This window comes from Paraburkholderia xenovorans (genome assembly GCF_046030735.1).
Lineage (GTDB): Bacteria > Pseudomonadota > Gammaproteobacteria > Burkholderiales > Burkholderiaceae > Paraburkholderia > Paraburkholderia xenovorans_A.
On sequence record NZ_JAQQBV010000003.1, the window covers coordinates 108,050 to 126,419 of the forward strand.

At 62.1% G+C, this 18,370-nt stretch carries 20 protein-coding genes and 1 pseudogene; 7 read left to right on the forward strand and 14 right to left on the reverse strand.

The features are described 5' to 3' along the window. Window positions 1-22: 22 nt before the first annotated feature. Genes PQQ51_RS03780 through PQQ51_RS03800 form a run of 5 tightly spaced genes read right to left on the reverse strand, consistent with a single transcriptional unit; the run spans window position 23 to window position 4,457 of the window. A complete protein-coding gene (locus tag PQQ51_RS03780; protein WP_408494959.1) occupies window positions 23-670 on the reverse strand; it encodes a TenA family protein in 648 nt (215 codons plus the stop codon). Then, window positions 667-1,674: an ABC transporter permease gene (locus PQQ51_RS03785; protein ID WP_408494961.1), complete on the reverse strand. Its 1,008-nt coding sequence runs from the start codon at window positions 1,672-1,674 to the stop codon at window positions 667-669. Before PQQ51_RS03785 ends, PQQ51_RS03780 begins: the two co-directional genes overlap by 4 nt. Next, on the reverse strand, window positions 1,674-2,468 hold the full coding sequence (locus tag PQQ51_RS03790; protein WP_408494963.1) for an ATP-binding cassette domain-containing protein: 795 nt from the start codon (window positions 2,466-2,468) through the stop codon (window positions 1,674-1,676). The genes PQQ51_RS03785 and PQQ51_RS03790 overlap by 1 nt, the downstream gene beginning before the upstream one ends. Window positions 2,469-2,474: 6 nt before the next feature. Then, window positions 2,475-3,419 (reverse strand): ABC transporter substrate-binding protein, encoded by a 945-nt coding sequence (locus PQQ51_RS03795; RefSeq protein WP_408494965.1) that lies wholly within the window; start codon window positions 3,417-3,419, stop codon window positions 2,475-2,477. A 21-nt stretch (window positions 3,420-3,440) separates the two neighbouring features. Further along, window positions 3,441-4,457 (reverse strand): LacI family DNA-binding transcriptional regulator, encoded by a 1,017-nt coding sequence (locus PQQ51_RS03800; RefSeq protein WP_408494967.1) that lies wholly within the window; start codon window positions 4,455-4,457, stop codon window positions 3,441-3,443. A gap of 240 nt (window positions 4,458-4,697) precedes the next feature. Between PQQ51_RS03800 and PQQ51_RS03805 the strand changes: the two genes are divergently transcribed. Further along, window positions 4,698-5,465 (forward strand): YkgJ family cysteine cluster protein, encoded by a 768-nt coding sequence (locus PQQ51_RS03805; protein ID WP_408494969.1) that lies wholly within the window; start codon window positions 4,698-4,700, stop codon window positions 5,463-5,465. Between the two features lie 20 nt (window positions 5,466-5,485). On the opposite strand, the gene PQQ51_RS03810 is transcribed toward PQQ51_RS03805, so the two are convergent. The 6 genes and pseudogenes from PQQ51_RS03810 to PQQ51_RS03835 form a co-directional block, all read right to left on the reverse strand. Continuing rightward, window positions 5,486-6,154, reverse strand: a complete 669-nt coding sequence (locus tag PQQ51_RS03810) for a methionine ABC transporter permease (RefSeq protein ID WP_408494971.1) — start codon at window positions 6,152-6,154, stop codon at window positions 5,486-5,488. Beyond that, window positions 6,151-7,137, reverse strand: a complete 987-nt coding sequence (locus PQQ51_RS03815) for a methionine ABC transporter ATP-binding protein (protein WP_408494973.1) — start codon at window positions 7,135-7,137, stop codon at window positions 6,151-6,153. Before PQQ51_RS03815 ends, PQQ51_RS03810 begins: the two co-directional genes overlap by 4 nt. Then, window positions 7,134-7,970, reverse strand: coding sequence for a MetQ/NlpA family ABC transporter substrate-binding protein (locus PQQ51_RS03820; RefSeq protein ID WP_408494975.1), 837 nt, complete (start codon window positions 7,968-7,970; stop codon window positions 7,134-7,136). Before PQQ51_RS03820 ends, PQQ51_RS03815 begins: the two co-directional genes overlap by 4 nt. Window positions 7,971-8,056: 86 nt before the next feature. After that, a complete protein-coding gene (locus PQQ51_RS03825) occupies window positions 8,057-8,812 on the reverse strand; it encodes an isopenicillin N synthase family dioxygenase (RefSeq protein ID WP_408494977.1) in 756 nt (251 codons plus the stop codon). A gap of 22 nt (window positions 8,813-8,834) precedes the next feature. Further along, window positions 8,835-9,161 (reverse strand): annotated as a pseudogene (locus PQQ51_RS03830) (2-oxoglutarate and iron-dependent oxygenase domain-containing protein); the annotation flags it as partial. Window positions 9,162-9,322: 161 nt separating this feature from the next. Next, on the reverse strand, window positions 9,323-9,610 hold the full coding sequence (locus tag PQQ51_RS03835) for an H-NS histone family protein (RefSeq protein ID WP_408494979.1): 288 nt from the start codon (window positions 9,608-9,610) through the stop codon (window positions 9,323-9,325). Between the two features lie 156 nt (window positions 9,611-9,766). Between PQQ51_RS03835 and PQQ51_RS03840 the strand changes: the two genes are divergently transcribed. Continuing rightward, window positions 9,767-10,399 carry a TetR/AcrR family transcriptional regulator gene (locus tag PQQ51_RS03840; RefSeq protein WP_408494981.1) on the forward strand — a complete coding sequence of 211 codons (633 nt, stop codon included), beginning with the start codon at window positions 9,767-9,769 and terminating at the stop codon, window positions 10,397-10,399. Between the two features lie 72 nt (window positions 10,400-10,471). On the opposite strand, the gene PQQ51_RS03845 is transcribed toward PQQ51_RS03840, so the two are convergent. The 3 genes from PQQ51_RS03845 to PQQ51_RS03855 all read right to left on the reverse strand — a co-directional run bounded on the left by PQQ51_RS03845 (window position 10,472) and on the right by PQQ51_RS03855 (window position 12,822). After that, window positions 10,472-10,903 carry a hypothetical protein gene (locus PQQ51_RS03845; protein WP_408494983.1) on the reverse strand — a complete coding sequence of 144 codons (432 nt, stop codon included), beginning with the start codon at window positions 10,901-10,903 and terminating at the stop codon, window positions 10,472-10,474. 93 nt (window positions 10,904-10,996) lie between these two features. Continuing rightward, a complete protein-coding gene (gene hutG / locus PQQ51_RS03850; RefSeq protein ID WP_408494984.1) occupies window positions 10,997-11,821 on the reverse strand; it encodes an N-formylglutamate deformylase in 825 nt (274 codons plus the stop codon). Window positions 11,822-11,856: 35 nt separating this feature from the next. Beyond that, a complete protein-coding gene (locus tag PQQ51_RS03855) occupies window positions 11,857-12,822 on the reverse strand; it encodes a LysR family transcriptional regulator (protein ID WP_408494985.1) in 966 nt (321 codons plus the stop codon). Window positions 12,823-13,037: 215 nt separating this feature from the next. On the opposite strand from PQQ51_RS03855, the gene PQQ51_RS03860 reads away from it, so the two are divergent. The 5 genes from PQQ51_RS03860 to PQQ51_RS03880 are packed head-to-tail and all read left to right on the forward strand — an operon-like array spanning window position 13,038 to window position 18,369. Further along, the gene (locus PQQ51_RS03860; protein ID WP_408494987.1) at window positions 13,038-14,225 is read left to right on the forward strand and encodes an NAD(P)/FAD-dependent oxidoreductase; all 1,188 of its coding nucleotides are present in this window, start codon (window positions 13,038-13,040) and stop codon (window positions 14,223-14,225) included. 37 nt (window positions 14,226-14,262) lie between these two features. Further along, window positions 14,263-15,036, forward strand: a complete 774-nt coding sequence (locus PQQ51_RS03865) for an electron transfer flavoprotein subunit beta/FixA family protein (RefSeq protein ID WP_408495192.1) — start codon at window positions 14,263-14,265, stop codon at window positions 15,034-15,036. Beyond that, entirely contained in the window at window positions 15,033-15,983 is a 951-nt protein-coding gene (locus tag PQQ51_RS03870; protein ID WP_408494989.1) for an electron transfer flavoprotein subunit alpha/FixB family protein, read from the forward strand. Before PQQ51_RS03865 ends, PQQ51_RS03870 begins: the two co-directional genes overlap by 4 nt. Beyond that, entirely contained in the window at window positions 15,980-16,693 is a 714-nt protein-coding gene (locus PQQ51_RS03875) for a HutD/Ves family protein (protein ID WP_408494991.1), read from the forward strand. Before PQQ51_RS03870 ends, PQQ51_RS03875 begins: the two co-directional genes overlap by 4 nt. After that, window positions 16,690-18,369, forward strand: coding sequence for an electron transfer flavoprotein-ubiquinone oxidoreductase (locus tag PQQ51_RS03880; protein WP_408494993.1), 1,680 nt, complete (start codon window positions 16,690-16,692; stop codon window positions 18,367-18,369). Before PQQ51_RS03875 ends, PQQ51_RS03880 begins: the two co-directional genes overlap by 4 nt. Window position 18,370: the final 1 nt, after the last annotated feature.

Genomic DNA, 18,370 nt, shown 5'->3' on the forward strand with positions numbered 1-18,370 from the left:
GGGTGTTCGTTTGCTGTTGGGTTTACTCGTAAGCGGCGCTGTGAAAATCGATTTCCAGCGCAAGCGCCTTGGCGAAGACCGCATTCGTCTGCTCGAAGTCGAACTGGGCATCCGGCAAAGAGTCGATCTGGTGTCTGAGCCAGAGCGCCTGTTTCCTGAAGGTTTCGTCGGTGTGTAAAAGCACCCACGCGTTAATGCTCTGATTGGCAATCGCCACCTGCCCCGCCTCCGCGCACCAATCGGCGTACATCCACTCCGCACACATCATCGCGACGATGACATCGTGAAAGGAACCCTTTTCGGCGATTTCGAGCATCCCGTAGTTAAAGGCCCTCACATGATCCGGAAGCGAGTCGTCCGGACTCAGCGGTTTAACATCCAGCGCGTCGAACACCGCTTCGAAATACGGGATCTGCTCTGTCGCCAACGCATGCAGGACGCCAGCCAGCCAGCGCTTGCTGGCAAGGTCCGGCGCCTTGACGAGCGCATAGCCGAAGATCGTGATGGCGGTTTCGACGAACAGGTGTTCGTAACGCAGATAGTTGGCGAATACGGCGTCAGGGAGCACATTTCTCTTGATGTCGCGAACGAAGCGATGCGCCTGCATTTCGTTCCAACGCTCAATATTCTGTGCCTTCAACCGTTCCGAATGAGACAGTCGTACCATCATTTCTTTCCTTTTCTAGCCGTACGTAACTTGCTGAAGAACCGGGCGTTCGACCAGATGGCGAGCAGAATGATGACGCCCGTCACGATCTGGGTGAAGAACGGCGATACATGCAGCAGGATCAAGCCGTTTCCCAGCGTGGCAATCGTGAGCGCACCGAGGATGGTGCCGATTACTGTCGCTCGGCCACCCATCAACGACGTTCCGCCAAGAACCACGGCAGCAATCACATCGAGTTCGAATCCGGACGCGGCATTCGAAGAACCTGAACCGAGCCGTGAGGCCAGTACTAAACCGGCCAATGCGGACGCCGCCCCCGAGATGACGAATACCGATGCCTTGATGATGAGCGCCGGCATACCGGCACGTCGTGCTGCTTCGCTATTGGAGCCCACCGCGATGACTTGCCGCCCGTATCGCGTCCGGTTGAGCGCGACGTAACCGACAATCGAAGCGAGCACGGCAATGATCGCGGGCACGGGAACCCCGGCCACTGTTCCGGCACCGAAGAAGTCGAATCCTGTGCCGGGTTCGATAGGCACGGAAAAGCCTTGCGTCGAGTACAGCGCAATACCGCGAAGCGTTGAAAGTCCGGCGAGTGTGACAATAAAAGACGGGATCGCCTGGCTCGCGGAGAACCATCCTTGAATGAATCCGATACCTGCGCCGAGCAGTAGCGTGATGACCATCGCCAGCGGCCACGGAACGCCGGCCTGCATGACAATCGCAGCCAGAGAGTTGGTCAGCGCGACAACGGAGCCGACGGACAGATCGATGCCGCCCGTCGCAATCACGAACGTCATGGCAATCGCGACGATCAGCATGGGCGCCAGTTGCCGCAGGATGTTCAGAATGTTGGCGCCTGTCAGGAACGACTGCGTACTCAAACTGAACAGGACACAACACAACACGAAGAAGACCGCGATAGACGCAACCTGTGCGTGAGACAAAAGAAAGTCCTGATACTTCGAACCCTTTTGCCGTTCCGTATAGACCGAGGCGTTCATTAGTGACGCTCCCCGACAATGAGCTGGACAAGTTCTTCCAGCGATGTATCCGCTACACGTCGCTCAGCCACTTTCGTCCCCTCATACATGACGGCGATCCGGTCGCATACACGAAACAGGTCCTGAAGACGATGCGTAATGAGGACAACCGACACGCCTTGCGCCTTCACCCGATTGATCAATGCAAGCACAGCTTCGACTTCGGCGACGGCCAAAGCCGACGTGGGCTCGTCCATAATCAGCACGCGTGGTTCAAAAGAGGCGGCACGAGCAATGGCGATGGCCTGACGCTGGCCACCCGACAATTGTTCGACATTCGCGCTGAGATCGGGTATCCGGATCTTGAGATTGGCGAGCAGTCGTTTACCTTCTTCAAGCATCTTCTTGCGATTAAGGAAGCCCTTGCTGCAAATTTCGCGACCCAGATACAGATTGCCGGCAACATCGATCGCATCGCAAAGACTCAGATCCTGATAGACCATCTCGATGTGCCGTCCTCGCGCATCGGCGGGGTTCGCCAGTTTCACCGGCTCACCGCCGACGAAGATTTCGCCGCTATCGGGTATGTACGTACCCGCCATGATCTTGGTGAGCGTCGATTTACCCGCGGCGTTGTCCCCAATCAGCCCGAGACATTCTCCCGGATACAAGTCAAGGTCAACGCCTCTCAGGGCCTGAAACGAACCGAACGAGATCTTGATCCCGCGCAACGAGAGTACAGGCGCAACCTGCGAAACGGCTTGGGCTGCATTGCCTGTCCGCTCCGTCGGAATAGCGGTTTCAGTCTTTTCCATTTCGTCTCACTTCTTGAAATTGGCGCGGTACGGATCAACGGTTGCCTTCGTCACGACTGCGAGCGGAACGGTGATGGTCGGCGCAACGCTCTTTCCGCTGTGAACGTCGCTCAGTGCCTGAATCGCGGCACTGCCCATTCCCGCCGGGTCCTGCTGGACGACGCCCAGTACGACGCCACTATCCATGCCGCGGATAACTTCGGCCGCGAGGTCCCACCCGACCACCTTGACCTTCTTGTTGAGCCCTTGCGCATTGACAGCCGCAATGGCGCCGAGCATGGCCGGTTCACCCGTTGCATAGATGATGTTCATGTCGGGGTTTGCCGTAATGAGGTTCTCTGCGGCAGAGAGCGCAACGTCCTGGCTGTTTCGGCCGTCTACCGTGCCGACAATCGATATGCCGGGAACCTTTGTCCATTGGTCGATCGCGGCCTTTTGCCGGGCGTTCTGAATCGTCGAACTGAGCGCGCCGACTATACCGATCTTTGCTTTGCCACCGAGACTTGATTTCACGTAGTTAGTCGTGAAGTCGGCGATCATTTTTCCGCCGACTCCGTTATCCACGCCAACCTGCGACTTTTGCGGTCCCGTCGGCAGTACAGCGTCGATACCGACCACCGGAATCCCAGCGTCTGTTGCGGCTTTGATAGACGCACGCAAACCGTTGACGTCAATCGCATCCACCGCGATTCCGTCCACTTTCTGCTGGATGTAGTCGTCCATCGCATTGTTCTGCGCGCTCGGCGCATCGTTCGCGTTGAAAACGACGAGCTTCGCACCGAGTTTGTCAGCCTGCTTCTGTGCTCCCTCGCGCATCTGATTGAAGTAGGTGGCCTGCTGATTAATAAGGATCAGACTATATGTAGGTGCCGCCATGGCAGGCAGCGAACACGATAGTAGTAGTCCTAATGTAATATGGCGAAAATTCGTCAGACGAAAAGTGCGACGCATAAAGACCTCCAGATCAGATGGTTATGTTTCTCGGGGTACCGAGACAGACCCTCGCGCGATAAGCTCCACCGGTAACTTGAATTCAAGTTGGCCCGGACTTTCTTTCGATTCTGCCAACGCCAGCTCGACTGCTTTTCTTCCCATTTCCCGTATCGGTTGCCGGATTGCGGTTAGAGGCGGGTTGAAAAGATGTAAAGGACCGGCATCATCGAAAACAATCAACGACAGGCGTTCGGGCACCGCTACACCGGCAGCCTGAAACGCTTCCAGCAAACCAAACGCAATCTCGCCGCTCGACACGAAAACGGCGGTGGGATCTTCACTTGACTGGAGAATTTCTTCTGCGGCCAGTCTCCCGAATGTCGGAGAGTAGTTTCCAAAAGTACTTAAAACCACGCGGGCACCGTGTGCTTCAGCTGCGTCCCGTAGTCCACTCAAACGCTCTGTCGTACTGCGCAATCTCTCCGGTCCTCCAACGAATGCGATCCGCTTATGCCCGAAAGACGCAAAGTACTCGCCGGCCATGCGACCGCCGCCTTCGTTGTCGCAAAACACCTTTGCGCATTCGATTCCCGGCACGTCCTCATCGATCAGCACCAAACTGGGAACCGTGCCCAACGTGTGAGCCAGTTCGCGAGAGTTGTGATGTCCACTCACGAACAGGAGGCCACTCACCCGATTGCGAAGCATTCTGTCGACGTAATCGGCTTCTCGCGCGGCGCTATTCGACGTGGCGCTCAGCAGGACGCCTTGACCCCGCTCCTCCGCGGCTTGCTCGACCGCAGACGCCAACGCCGCAAAAAATGGGTTTGCGATGTCAGGTATCACCAGCCCCACCGTATCCGAACGGCCGCGACCCAAGCTCCTTGCGGCAGGGTTAGGAACGTACCGAAGCGCACTGATGGCCGAATCGATTCGTTCCGACGTTGCCGCGGGCAGCTTGATTGCCGAGTTCAGATAGCGCGACACCGTCGACGGCGAAACGCCCGCCGCCGCGGCTACGTCGTTCAGACTCGCTCCATACTTCTTCTGGGCCAAGTTTCCCTCTACGAAAGCGCTTTACTAAACCGTTTTCGTATTGAATTTGGCCATTAAGCCTGTGTCAAGCGCTTTTTCATATATGATAATTGTCAAGTCTCAGACCGGTTCGCCGCGGCTCGCACACATTCCGTGCGCTGGGCTCACAGCCAACACCTCGACTTTTTTAGTCATGTCCTGTCAGAATTTCAGCGCTGCGCCGACTAAGCGCGACACAACCGACCTGATAGGACAACCAGAGTGGACGATCTCGACTTCGCCTGCACCACATGTGGCCAGTGCTGCCACGATTTGCGCCTGCCGCTGACGATCGTTGAGGCGATCGATTGGCTGGGTCGCGGCGGACAGATAGAGCTGTTGTGCGAAGCCATTCCCTGGCCGGTCGAGCCTGAGCCCGAAAACGCGCAGGCCGCGTACAAGCGGGCACGTTCGTCGGCCGCCGCGAGCGGCACGTTGCCCGTGCGCATTACGGTCATTCTCACTGCTACGTTTGCCGGCGCGTGCCCCAATCTTCGAGCCGATATGCTCTGCAGCATTTACGAAGACCGCCCGCTGGTCTGCCGCATTTATCCGGCGGAAATCAATCCTTTTGTGTCGTTGGCGCCGGAAAACAAGGGGTGTCCGCCGCAAGCATGGCAAACGGCACCCTTTCAACGGGGCGGCATCCTTGTCGACGCGACGACCCATCAGTTGATCCAGCAGTCGCGTCTCATGAATCAGTCGGAAGCCTCGTTACGGATGCAGATTTGCGACGACCTTGGAATCGACCAGGCCGCACTCGCGAATGAGGGATTTGTCATTCATTCTCCAGACAGCCAGGCCTTACTCGCGGCTCTGGAGCGCTGCCGCCTGTCGCCGGCAGCGGATAATGAATCGGCGCAATGGACGTTCGTTTCGAATCGCTCGGAGACGATTGAAACACTCGCCAGTGTCGGCGCTGTCGGTCACTCCGATCGGTCCGCTGCCAATGACACGTGCGGATATCTCGGCTTCTTTCCGGCGTCGTAGATCATCAGGCAGTCGCCGGATCAGCGGCGATGAGCCAGCGAACGCACCACCCGGTCTCCCGTCATTTGCACGGCCTGCACCAGCACGACCAACACCACTACCGTGGCGGCCATGATCTGATTGTTGAAGCGCTGATAGCCATAGCGGATCGCCAGGTCACCGAGGCCGCCGCCGCCCACCACCCCCGCCATCGACGAAAAGCCGATCAACATCACCACGGTCAGCGTCAGTCCCGCCAGCAGCGACGGAAACGCTTCGGGCAGCAACACCTTCTGGATCACGTGGCGCGCGGTGCCGCCCATGGCTACCACGGCCTCGACGCGGCCACGGTCGATCTCGTCGAGCGCCGCTTCGACCACGCGGGCAAAGAAGGGAATCGCGCCGATCGACAGCGGCACCACCGCCGCCGAACTGCCGAGCGTCGTCCCGACGATCGCGCGGGTCAACGGAATCAGCGCGATCAGCAATACGACGAACGGCACCGACCGCCCGACGTTGACGATCGCGCCGAGCACCGCACCCAGACGCGGTGCATCGAGCGCGCCGCCGGCCCGCGTGACGAACAGCAGCACACCGAGCGGCAAGCCGACCACCAATGTCACGAGCGCCGATAACGCGACCATATAAAGCGTTTGCGAAGTGCCACGGAGAACTAGCGGCACGATGTCGATCCATGCATCGGGATTCATACTCGCTCCGCCCTCACGCCGCGATCGTTCAGAAATGCCAGCACGGCGCCGAAATCGAGGCCGCCTTCCGGCGCATGAAAACCGACGCGCAAACGGCCGACCCGCTGACCGCCGATATCTTCGACTCCACCGCCGAGCAGCGTCACGCCGATCGCATGCTCATGAGCGAGCGTACTAAGCGCGGGCGATGCTTCGACGGAATCGGTGAAGGTCAACTCGGCCACTGCATCGTGCCCCTGCGATGCGCTCGCGCATGCCGGCAACAACGCCCTGCCGAGACGCGACCTAGGATCGCCCAGCAAAGCCGCCAACGGCCCGGCCTCGACCACTTTGCCCGCTTCAAGCAACGCTGCCGAATCGCAGATCGACTTGACGACATCGAGTTCGTGCGTGATCAGCACGATCGTCACGCCAAGGCGTTCATTCACATCGCGCAGCAACGCGAGGATCTGCTGGGTGGTCTCGGAATCGAGCGCGCTGGTCGCTTCATCGCACAGCAGGCAGGACGGCTCGGCCGCCAGTGCCCGCGCGATCCCCACGCGCTGTTTCTGCCCGCCGGACAGTTGCGACGGAAACGCGTGCGCCTTGTCGGCAAGACCGACCAGGTCGAGCAGTTCGGCGATCCGTTGCTTGCGCTGCGCCCGCCCCATTCCGACGATCTCGAGCGGCACCGCGATGTTGTCGGCGACATTCCTCGCATGCAGCAGATGAAAGTGCTGGAAGATCATCCCGATGCGTTGCCGCTGCCGCCTGAGCGCGGCGGCCGGCAGTGCGGTCAGCTCTTCGCCGGCCACCCACACGCGCCCCGACGTGGGACGCTCGAGCAGATTCAGGCAGCGAATCAGCGTGCTCTTGCCCGCGCCGCTGCGCCCGACGATGCCGAAGATCGAACCGTCGGCGATCTCCAGTGAGACGCCGTCGAGCGCGACGAATTCGCCGCTGCCTGAGCGATAGACCTTGCGCAGATCTTCGACGCGAATCACGCACCGCTCCCGGCGGCATGAACCGGTATCACCGAGCCGCGATAGTGGTCGACGATGAACTTCGCGACTTGCGGCGACGCGAGCACGGCGGACAGACGCTTGATGCGCGGATCGTTGGCGAGTTGCGGCGTGGTCACCAGCACGTTCGCGTACGGATTGCCTTCGACCTTCTCGAGACCGAGCGCATCTTTCGCGGGCACCAGGCCCGCTTCCAGCGCGTAGTTGCCGTTGATCACGGCGAGATCGACATCGTCGAGCGAACGCGGCAGTTGCGGCGATTCGATCTCGACGATCTTCAGGTGCCTGGGATTCGACGCGATATCACGCGGCGTCGCGAGACTCGCTTCGCTGCCCGAAATACCCGGCTTCAGTTTGATCAGCCCTTGTGCCTGCAATAAAAACAGCGCGCGACTCAGGTTGGTTACGTTGTTCGGCACCGCCACCGAACCACCGTCCGGCACCTGCGCGAAACTTTTGTACTTGTGCGAATACACGCCAAGCGGCTCGATATGCACGGACGCGGCCACCGCGAACTTCTTGCCGAGCGCCTGTTCCTGCGAATGCAGAAACGGCACGTGCTGGAAATAGTTCGCATCGACGTCGCCGTGCGCAAGCAGTTCGTTCGGATTGACGCCGTTCGCGATCTCGATCACGTTCAGCTTCAGATCCGGCGCGATTTTTTGCACGTACGCGAGAATCTCGGCATGAGGCACCGCGTCGGCGGCGACGCGCAACGGCGGCGCATCGGCCGCGCTCGCGTGAGCCGCAAAAGTGAACGGCAGCACGGCAAAGGCCGCGTTGCGGACAAGGCGAAGCATCGCTGAACGGAGCATGGAGATCCCGGGTTTTAGACGAGTTGAACAACGCGCGAGCTGTGCGTCGCGCGTGAAGACACCACAAGAAAAACGGTCCGGACAGTTCAGGCCGACTGTGCGCCGAGCACGTCCTGGTAATGACGCTGAGCGACATCAGGATGCGAGCGCAAACGGCCCTTCAGATAATTCGAACCGGCGTCGTGAAAGAGCGGATTGTCCGGATCGCTGGCGGGGCCGCGCGCTTCGCCAGCCAGCGTGGGCGGCAAGCTCAACCGCGGCACCGTCGCGTCGAGCCGGGCGCCGAGAAAGAACGCGACCGACAATCGCTCGCGGCCCGCCGGCGGACTCACCACGCGATGCACGGTGGCGCGCAGATAACCGTTGGTCGCCAGTTCGAGCAGCTCACCGATATTCACGACAAAGGTATTCGGCAGCGGCACGGCGTCGATCCACCGGCCGTCGTCGGTAGCGACTTGCAGACCCGCTTGCGTGTCCTGCAGCAGGAAGCTCAGGAACTCCGAGTCCTTATGCGCGCCCACGCCCTGATCGCTCTGCGCCGCGTCGCGGCCTGGATAGCGAATGATCTTGATGTGCTGGTTCGGCGTGTCGCGGTAGACCGTTTCGAACGCATCCGCGGGTTGTTCGAGCGCCGCGGCAAATGCGCGAAGCAAACGGATCGCCACGCCGGTCAGTTCGGCTTGCCAGCGCAGCAGCACGGGTTGGAGTTCGGGCAGTGCGTCCGGCCATTGATTCGGACCTTGCAGACGGGTCCATACCGGCACGCCCTCCCCCTGTGCAATCGGTGACCGCTCGGCGCCGATGTCGAACTGCTCGCGCCAGTCGGGCTGGCCGCGCGTCAACTCGCCGCCGGCACTCGCCGCCGGCTCGCGTATAACCGCGAAACTGCGGCGAGCGCACCATATCGAGAGCGCGTTTATCTGATTCGGATAACTGAAAGAAGCGCCGCGACAGGGTTTGTACCTCATCGATCAGCGACGCGCTCACGCCGTGACCGCGCAAGTAGAAAAAGCCGATTTCGCGGGCGGCGTCGCGCAGATTCTCCAGAAAGGCCGCGCGCGTGTCTGCGTCGCTGTGATCGAATTGCGCCAGATCGAGAATCGGCAACGCTGGTGTGGTGATGTCTTGTGGGTGATTCATGCATTCTTCTTGTCGGGTATGACTGGCGATCCGGCGGCGACTACCTGCCATGCCGCGGATGTCCTTTGCTTCGCGCTGTGTTGCATCGTGCCATAGGCAGAATTCGTCGGCCGCAACGAATGTCTGAACCTGTCAATCGATGCTAGCAGCAGCGTTTGCGGAGCCCAACCAACAATTCACGCTTTCGATATGCTGACTCACTTCAATACGGACTACTTGACGAGAAAATCGTTGTAGTTCCGGTTCCGTATCCAGGACGGCGCGCGACCACGACCGCTCCATGTCGCACCCGTAACGGGGTCCCGATACTTCATCTGAGGCGGTTTGGTGTTGTAGGTGCCGCGCCGGTCGACGCGTAACTGGTTCGGCACGAGGTTGAAGAAGTTCATGACCTGGCGGACATGTTCGATAGCCGCTATCTGCTCCTGCTGCCAGGCGATCAGGATCCGTTCGTCGAGTTGCGCGAGTTGCTGCTTCAACCTCTTTACCCTGCTGCTCATGCTCTCTTTCCGTGTACGTGACCAGGGTGTCGCATCGCGCTCCCGGTCTTTGCGGTTGGCTTCACGCCCCACACCACCACATATCAACCGATATATGAAATGCAAACGTAATAATATCGAGTTGAATTTTAAATATCAACTGATATCCTTGCGGCCATGAAAACGGCGACCAAACCCACCCGGCTGAGCCGCGAAGAAAGTCGATTGCAGACTCGCGCCCAATTGCTTGCTGCGGCGAAGCGGCTGTTTGTCGACAGGGGTTTCGGCGCTACATCGCTTAGGGATATCGCGGCCGAGGCGGGTTATACGCAGGGCGCGTTCTATTCGAATTTCGCGAGCAAAGAAGATCTGTTTGTGGAATTGATGCGAGAGCGCTCAAAGACACAAACCGCCGATATCGCGCAAACGCTGAGTGACCCATCCGCGTCTGCGGACGACATATTGAGCGCGTTGGAAGTGTGGGCGCAGACCCTCGACGCCGAGCCCGAATGGTCTGTCTTGGGCGTTGAATTCAAGCTTCAGGGGCGCCGCAACCCTGTTTTTGCCACAGCCTCGCAGGCGTTGCTGGACGCGCACCGCGATGGCCTCGCCTATTGCATCGAGCAGATTTTCGCCAGGTTGGATCGCGTGCCGCCTGAATCGCCGACCGTGCTGGCCGCGTCCTTCATGGGGCTCTCACAAGGCCTCGCATTGCAACGCTCGATGCTCTCCGAGGCGCCCATTGGACACATGATCATGGTGTTCCTGCGCAGCCTGCTGGCAGCGGCGCCGCGTGTGAGTTGCGGCTGAGTTGCGTGTGAGTTGATAGAGACGCCCGTCACGACAGTGAACTCGTTGCCCCGATCTTCACCGATGCGCCGCTCAATGGTATGTCGTCGTGGACGACTGTAGTTTCGTCAGCTCGCCGCGTTTGAATCGGAACCAGCCTTGCGAGCTCTGCATCACCACTTCGTCGCTTTGCCAGAACACACGCCTCACCGTCATGCGCTTGCCCGAGCGCTGCACGAGCGGCGGACGCGTGCGAAAGTCGTACAGCACCGGGCCCGCGTCGGTCTGCACGAGCATCCGCGTGACGGTGTTGCCGGCGTTGCCGACGTCGTCGAAATGCGTGAGTGTGCTCGCGCTGAAACGATCGACGGTGTCCTTGTCGAGCATCACGACAAAATCGCGGTCAGCGCGCACGAATTGCAGTGGGCCCGCAGGCGTCGCGAGCGGGCCGGACTCGTTGCTTTGCGCATAGACGCCAGCCGCGCAAAAGGTCGTGGCGAGTGCAGCGAGGAACAGTCGTCTCATGGTGTCTTTTTAGATTCAGCGGCGTCTGCGATGACGGAAAGCGGCTCGCCTAACAGCGTATGTTAAACGACACACCTTCAGAGCGTGCACGATTCACAGACGCGAAGTGTCGACGTTCGACGCAGCGAGCTTGCGCACCGCATCGAGCGACGCGCCGACCATGCGTCGCAATGTCGACTGCACCGCGTCCGCGCGCGCGGGCAGGTAGTCGAAGGGCGCGTCTTCACTCATGTAAGTGGACTTGCACATCTCCAGTTGAATCGCATGAATGCCGCGCTCGGGCGCACCGAAGCCGCGCGTAATGTAGCCGCCCTTGAAGCGGCCGTTGGCCACCGACGTGTAAGGACTCTCGGACATCGCGTCGACAGCGGCGTGCTGCACGGCTTCAGCGCAGGTGCGTCCATCCTGCGTGCCGAGATTGAGATCGGGCAGCTTGTTATCGAACAGACGTGGCAGCACGCTCGCGATCGAGTGCGCTTCCCATAGAAGCACGTTCGCATGGTGCTCGCGCAAGCGCGCCAGCTCCGTGGCGAGCGCGTCGTGATAGGGCCGCCAGTACGCGGCGACGCGTGCCGCGCGTTGGGCCGCATCCGGCGCGCAGCCCGGCTTGTACACGGGTTCGCCAACAAACGTTTCACCGGGACACAGCCCCGTGGTGGTCTGCCCAGGATAAAGGCTCTCGTCGTTCGACGGACGATTCAGGTCGATCACGTAGCGCGACACGCGCGCACCGATCACGGTCGCGCCCATCTCACGAACGAACGCGTAGAGGCGATCGAGATGCCAGTCGGTATCGGCAACCGTCAGCGCCTCTTCCGTATAGAGATCGCGCAGACTCGCCGGAATGTGCGTGCCGAGATGAGGGATCGAAACAAGCAGCGGCGCGTCGCCGCGCGCCAGCGAAAATAATTCGTTCATTGGATTGATTCTCTCCGTGAGTACGTTGGCAAACGCTAGATCAGCGCGTCTGCCGGCAATTGCGGGACCGCCCGCGCAAGCGCGGGCTGAATCGAGCCGGCCAGCACGCGCCGGGTCAGCGTCACGATCTCGTGCGCGAATTCATCCCACTCGCCCTGCCGATGCAGCAGGAAAAAATCACGCCGCCCGAGGCGGCCGCCCGGCAGCGGCAACACCGCGATCTCGGGCAAATAATGGCGCGCCTGCCACAGGCAGAGCGGCGTCGACAGAGCGAAGCCCAGCCGCGCCGCGACGAGGCTGAGCAGCGGATCGGTGGCGTCGAACTCGAAACGGCGCGGGCTGTCGATGCCGAGGTGCCGGGCATAGCGCTCGGCCTGCTGGCCGATCACGGAGCGCGCGGTGTAGCGGATCATCGGCATTTCAAGCGCGAGCGTGCGCCAGTCGGCGCCGGGGTGCTCCGCGAGCCAGTCGCGTGAGACCACCGCGACGAAGGCCTCCGAAAACAGCGGCACTTCGACGATGCGAGCGTCGTTGAGCACGGTCTGCGTGCACACGGCAAGATCGAGCTCACGGTCGTGCAACTGCTTGCTCAAGCCCGGCGTCAGGCCGGACCACAGCGAAATCTGCCGTGCCGAGCCCGACACCGCGCGGATCAGTTCCGGTCCCACGGTAGCCGCGAACGAGTCCACGCAGCCGAGACGCACCGGCACCCTGCCCGCGTTCGACGCGTCGCCGATGCGCGTGCTCACCATCTGCGCATGCTCGAGCAATGCGCCCGCGAGCTGGAGCAGCGCGCGGCCCGCCGTGTTCGGCCGGGGCGGCCGGCTCTCGCGGTCGAACAGGGTCACGCCCTGGTCGCGTTCGAGCGCTGCGATGGCCTGACTCACCGCGCTCTGGCTCACGCCAAGCTGTTTCGCCGCGCCGGTCATCGAGCCGGTGTCGCATACGGCGAGAAAAGCCTGCAATGCATTCAGGTCGATGGGCGCTCGGGTTTGCCTCATAAAGACTCCACGGAAAGCCTGCGCGAACACGCCGCGTATTCGTCATTCATCGCTTCACGCTACCTATGATGAATCGCTCGAGATGCTGCCGCACCCTGTGCGGTATGCGCTGACGATGAGCGAATACGCTCACCCACCATAAGTTTGCCTAATACAAAAAAACGGCGAACGGCAAGGTCGCAAAATTCTACACATCATCAAATCAAGGGGGGCTCATGAGCCACTATGACTATGTCGTGATCGGCGCCGGCGTGATCGGCACGTCCGTCGCGCACCATCTGGCGTCGCTCGGGGCGACCAGCGTCCTTGTCGTCGATCAGGGGACGATCGGCGCCGGCACGACGTCGCAATCGTCCGGGCTGTTGCGCACGCACTATTCGGTGCGTCAGAACGTTGAACTCGCTCGCGCGTCGTGGTGGGCCTTCAATAACTTCGCCGACTATCTCGGCGACGAAGAAGCCTCGTGCGGTCTCGTCCGATGCGGCTACATGATCAGCGCGCCCGAAGGCGACAAACTCGACCCGCTGGCCGCGTCGCTACGCGCGCAGCAGGAGATGGGCATCGAAGTGCAACTGCTCGATCGCCACGAAGCGCACGCGCGCCTGCCGATCGCCACGTTCGACGACGCCGCGCTGATCGGCTTCGAGCCCGAAGCCGGTTTTGCCGACGCTTACCTGGTAGCCACGAGTTTTGCACGCTCGGCGCGCCGCCGCGGCGTGAAGATCACCGAGGGCGTGCGCGTGACGGGGCTCATTCGCGACGGCCGCCGCGTAAGCGGCGTGGAAACGACGGCGGGCCGCTTCAGTTGCGGCCATCTGATCAGTACGCAGAACATCTGGACGCCGGAGCTCGCCGAATGGATCGGCGTGCCGTTGCCGGTGAAGCCCGAGCGTCACACGGTGCTCGCGCTCGAATGCGAAGCCGCGCCGTACACGTTCGCGATGCCCGCGTTCAAGGATCTCGGCTCGCCAGGCATGCTGTATTTCCGCAGCTACGGCGGCAGCCAGATGCTGGTGTCCGAGGGCGTGGTCGGCGATACGCTCAACGCGCCCGAAACCGAGCAAGGGGACATCTCGCTCGACTACGTGGCCGAAGTCGGCGCGCAGGTCGCGGAACATTTTCCTGCGTACGAAACGGCGGGTCTCGCTTCCTCCTGGACCGGCGTGTACGACGTGACGCCCGACTGGAATCCCGTGCTCGGCAGCGTCAGCGACGTGGCAGGACTCACCGTGGGTTTCGGCTTCTCCGGCCACGGCTTCAAGCTCTCGCCGGGCATCGGCAAGCTGCTCGCACAACACGCGCTCGGCCTGCCTACCGACGTGTCGCTCGACCCGTACGCGCTCGACCGCTTCGCGCGCGGCGCACTGCTGACCGGCAAGTACGGCCTCGGCGCGGTGTCGTGACCCGCATTGAAATGCGACAAGGAATAAGCCAATGACTATCCGTATTCTGGTGCCCGTCAAGCGTGTGGTCGATCCGAACGTGCGCGTGCGGGTGAGCGCCGCCGGCACGATCGACACCAACGGACTCAAGATGTCGCTGAATCCGTTCGACGAATGCGCGCTGGAAAAAGCACTGCAACTGAAGGAGGCGGGCGTGGCCTCGCAGGTCACCGTGCTGACCTGCGGTTTGCCCGCGTATCAGGACGTATTGCGCACCGCGCTTGCAATGGGTGCCGACGACGCCGTGCTGGTCGACACCGGCGCGGCCACCGCAACGCTCGATTCGCTCGCCGTCGCGCGGCTCGTCGCCGCGCACATGAAAGAGGCGGAGTACGGCCTCGTGCTGTGCGGCAAGCAGGCCATCGACGGCGACGTGGGCGGCATGGCGGCCATGCTCGCCGCACTGCTGGGCTGGCCGCAGGCGCTCAACGCGAGCGCGCTCGAGCCTGTCGACGGCGGCTGGCGCGTGAATTGCGGCGACGACGCGGGCACAGCGACATGGCAGCTCGACGGCCCCGCCGTAATCAGCGCCGATCTACGCCTTGCTGAGCCGCGACGCGTGACGCTGCCGAGCATCGTCAAGGCAAAGCAGAAGCCGCTCGCGACGCGCGAGGCCGCCGCGCTCGGCGGCGCGTCCGCTGCGCAAAGCCGCGTGCTGACGCTGAACGATCCGCCCGCGCGCGAACCGGGCGTGAAGGTGGAGAGCGTAGCCGCCCTGCTCGACGCGCTCGCCGTTCAACGCGTCTTCGAAACCGTGGGAGCCCGACAATGAGAACGCTGGTCCTGTGCGATGGCGAAGCACGAACAATTTCCGACGTGACGCTGCGCGTCGTGAGCGCGGCCTTGCAACTGGCGCAGCCCGTCGATCTGCTCGTCTTCGATGACGCGAGCGCTGCGGCGGCGGCCCACGTGCGCGGTGTCGAGCGCGTGCTCGTCGCGTCGGCGGGCGCGGCCGATACGCTCGCGCCGGAAACGGTCGCGGCGCAGTTGCAGTCGCTTTCCGCTGAGTATGCAATCGTGCTCGCCGCGCATCGCTCGCTGGGCCGCGCAGCGTTGCCGCGCGCAGCGGCGTTGTGCGAAGGCGCGTTCATCGCCGACGTGACCGGAATTCGCGAGCGCACGCAGTTCGTGCGCGGGCTTTATGCGGGCAGCGTCGTCGCGACCGTCGCGAGCGCTGCCGCACGCACCTTTGCAACCGTGCGGCCTTCGTCTTTTCCGTCCGCTGCGGCCGAAGGCGGCGCTGCCACGCTTGTGCCGATTGTGCCGCTGGCGCCGATCGTGCCGTTTGCGAAGACCCGCCTCGTCGAACGGCATGCGTCCGCCCAGAGCGGACTCGATCTCGGCAGCGCGCGCGTCGTGGTCGCGGGCGGCCGCGGCCTCGCCTCGCAAGACAACATGACGCGTCTCGGACGCCTGGCGGCCAACCTGAGCGCAGCGCTCGGCGCGTCGCGGGCCGCCGTCGACGCCGGCTACGCGCCGAACGCCGCGCAGGTCGGACAAACCGGACGCAGCGTCGCGCCTGACGTGTACGTGGCCTTCGGCATCTCGGGAGCGATCCAGCATCTGGCCGGCATGAAGGACTCGAAGTTAATCGTCGCCGTGAACAAGGACCCGGATGCGCCGATTTTCTCGGTTGCCGATGTGGGCCTGGTCGGCGATCTGTTCGATGTGATCGGGGCGCTCGAAGCTCACGTTCAAAGCGCGGAGCAACACGTATGAGCGTGAATCGGGATGCTTCTTTGCGCGATGCGGGCATGGGCGTCGGTGTCAACGTCGATAAGGAAGCCCCTGCTTTCGCTGGCGATGCGAATGCCCCGGCCGTGCGCATCGTCGATTATTCGCGTATGCCGCCCGAACGCTGGGCCAACGGCGACGGCACCACGCGCACACTCGCGCGCGGCCCCGAACAGAATGGCGCTGCGACCTGGCGTCTGAGCGTCGCGACGCTCGACGGTGCTGCGAAATTCTCGCAATTCCCCGGTTACGACCGCACGCTGCTGCTCATCGACGACGGTGCGATCGATCTGCTTTCGCAAGACGGCAAGTTGCTCGCACGCGCCGGTCAACCGGTGCATTTCTCCGGCGAACTGCCCGTGTGGATCGATCTGCCCGTGCGCCCGGTCAATGTGCTCAACTTCATGCACCAGCGCGGCGCGCATCGGGTGCGGGTGAGCGTCGACACGCATTCGTTGCGCGTGACGCCCGCCGCCACGCATCTGTTCGTGAGTCTCGCCGGACAATGGGACGTGCAGAGCGCGGTCCTGCGCGATGTGACGCTGCCGCCGCTCAACGCGCTATGGACCAGCGGCCGCTCCGACGACCTCGTGTTGCGTCCCACTGCGCCGGGCGCGCAACTGGTATCGATCGCGATCGATGCCGATACATCAAATACAACCGACACCACCGGCATGGAAGGACATTCGCGATGACGAATCAGCTGGACGCGCTAATCGCCCAATACGGTCCACGCGAGTCGATGGAATACGACGTCGTGGTCGTCGGCGGCGGCCCGGCTGGCCTGTCCGCAGCGATCCGCCTGAAACAGCTCGCCGCTGAAAAAGGCGTCGAGATCGGCGTGTGCGTACTGGAAAAGGGCTCGGAGATCGGGGCGCATATCCTGTCGGGCGCGGTGATGGATCCGCGCGCGATCACCGAACTGATCCCGGACTGGAAGGAAAAAGGCGCGCCGCTCACCGTGGACGTGACCGAAGACAGATTCCTGTTCCTCACCGAAACCGGCTCGAAGAGCGTGCCGGCCTGGGCATTGCCCGATAACTTCAGGAACCACGGCAACTACGTGATCAGCCTCGCGAACGTCACGCGCTGGCTCGGTCAGCAGGCCGAGGCGCTGGGTGTGGAGATTTTCCCGGGCTTTCCGGCCGCTGAAATTCTCTATCACGACGACGGCTCGGTCAAAGGCGTTGCCACCGGTAATCTCGGTATCGGCAAGGACGGCGAACCCACCGAAAACTTCCAGCTCGGCATGGAATTGCACGCGAAGTACACGCTGTTCTGCGAAGGCGCGCGCGGACATCTGGGCCGTCAACTGGGCGATAGATTCAAGCTGCGCGAAGGCGCCGACCCGCAGGTCTACGGGATCGGCATCAAGGAACTGTGGGAAATCGATCCCGCGAAGCACAAGCCGGGTCTCGTGATGCACACCGCCGGCTGGCCGCTGGAGAACGACACCTACGGCGGCTCGTTCCTCTATCACATGGACAACAACCAGGTGGTGGTCGGCTTTGTCGTGGGTCTTGGGTACACCAATCCCTATCTGTCGCCGTTCGAGGAGTTCCAGCGCTACAAGACGCATCCGGCGATTCGCGCGGTGCTCGAAGGCGGCAAGCGCGTGTCGTACGGCGCACGGGCGATTACGGCCGGCGGCCTGCTGTCGCTGCCGAAGCTGGTGTTCCCGGGCGGTGCGCTGGTCGGCGACGATGCGGGTTTCCTGAACGCGTCGCGGATCAAGGGCTCACACGCGGCGATCAAGACCGGCATGCTGGCGGCCGATGCGGCGTTTGAAGCCGTGCAGGCTGGCCGGACCAGCGATGAACTCACGGCCTATCCGGAGAGCTTCAAAACGTCGTGGCTGCACACCGAACTGCATCGCGCCCGCAACTTCAAGCAGTGGATGAGCAAGGGCTTGTATCTGGGCACGCTGATGGTCGGCGTCGAGCAGAAGCTGCTCGGCGGCAATGTGCCGTGGACGCTGCATCACCAGCACTGGGATCACGAGATGCTGAAACCGGCCTCGCAGTGCAAGCCGATCGTGTATCCGAAACCGGATGGCAAGCTGACGTTCGATCGTCTCTCTTCGGTGTTCATCTCGAACACGAATCACGAGGAGAACCAGCCGGCTCACCTGACGCTGAAAGATCCGTCCGTGCCGGTGAACGTGAACTGGCAGACGTACGCAGGCCCGGAATCGCGTTATTGCCCGGCGGCCGTGTACGAGTTCGTGAAGAACGACGACGGCAGCGAGCGCCTCGTGATCAACGCGCAGAACTGCGTGCACTGCAAGACCTGCGATATCAAGGACCCGACGCAGAACATCGTATGGGTGACGCCGGAAGGCGGCGGCGGTCCGAATTATCCGAATATGTGAT

What these genes read in the sequence shown, in the direction of transcription:
- PQQ51_RS03870 (WP_408494989.1), top strand. Translation starts at nt 15,033, where the DNA reads ATGAGAACGCTGGTCCTGTGCGATGGCGAAGCACGAACAATTTCCGAC.
- PQQ51_RS03780 (WP_408494959.1), bottom strand. Translation starts at nt 670, where the DNA reads ATGATGGTACGACTGTCTCATTCGGAACGGTTGAAGGCACAGAATATT.
- PQQ51_RS03840 (WP_408494981.1), top strand. Translation starts at nt 9,767, where the DNA reads ATGAAAACGGCGACCAAACCCACCCGGCTGAGCCGCGAAGAAAGTCGA.
- PQQ51_RS03820 (WP_408494975.1), bottom strand. Translation starts at nt 7,970, where the DNA reads ATGCTCCGTTCAGCGATGCTTCGCCTTGTCCGCAACGCGGCCTTTGCC.
- PQQ51_RS03845 (WP_408494983.1), bottom strand. Translation starts at nt 10,903, where the DNA reads ATGAGACGACTGTTCCTCGCTGCACTCGCCACGACCTTTTGCGCGGCT.
- PQQ51_RS03785 (WP_408494961.1), bottom strand. Translation starts at nt 1,674, where the DNA reads ATGAACGCCTCGGTCTATACGGAACGGCAAAAGGGTTCGAAGTATCAG.
- PQQ51_RS03855 (WP_408494985.1), bottom strand. Translation starts at nt 12,822, where the DNA reads ATGAGGCAAACCCGAGCGCCCATCGACCTGAATGCATTGCAGGCTTTT.
- PQQ51_RS03795 (WP_408494965.1), bottom strand. Translation starts at nt 3,419, where the DNA reads ATGCGTCGCACTTTTCGTCTGACGAATTTTCGCCATATTACATTAGGA.
- PQQ51_RS03835 (WP_408494979.1), bottom strand. Translation starts at nt 9,610, where the DNA reads ATGAGCAGCAGGGTAAAGAGGTTGAAGCAGCAACTCGCGCAACTCGAC.
- hutG (WP_408494984.1), bottom strand. Translation starts at nt 11,821, where the DNA reads ATGAACGAATTATTTTCGCTGGCGCGCGGCGACGCGCCGCTGCTTGTT.
- PQQ51_RS03880 (WP_408494993.1), top strand. Translation starts at nt 16,690, where the DNA reads ATGACGAATCAGCTGGACGCGCTAATCGCCCAATACGGTCCACGCGAG.
- PQQ51_RS03875 (WP_408494991.1), top strand. Translation starts at nt 15,980, where the DNA reads ATGAGCGTGAATCGGGATGCTTCTTTGCGCGATGCGGGCATGGGCGTC.
- PQQ51_RS03860 (WP_408494987.1), top strand. Translation starts at nt 13,038, where the DNA reads ATGAGCCACTATGACTATGTCGTGATCGGCGCCGGCGTGATCGGCACG.
- PQQ51_RS03790 (WP_408494963.1), bottom strand. Translation starts at nt 2,468, where the DNA reads ATGGAAAAGACTGAAACCGCTATTCCGACGGAGCGGACAGGCAATGCA.
- PQQ51_RS03810 (WP_408494971.1), bottom strand. Translation starts at nt 6,154, where the DNA reads ATGAATCCCGATGCATGGATCGACATCGTGCCGCTAGTTCTCCGTGGC.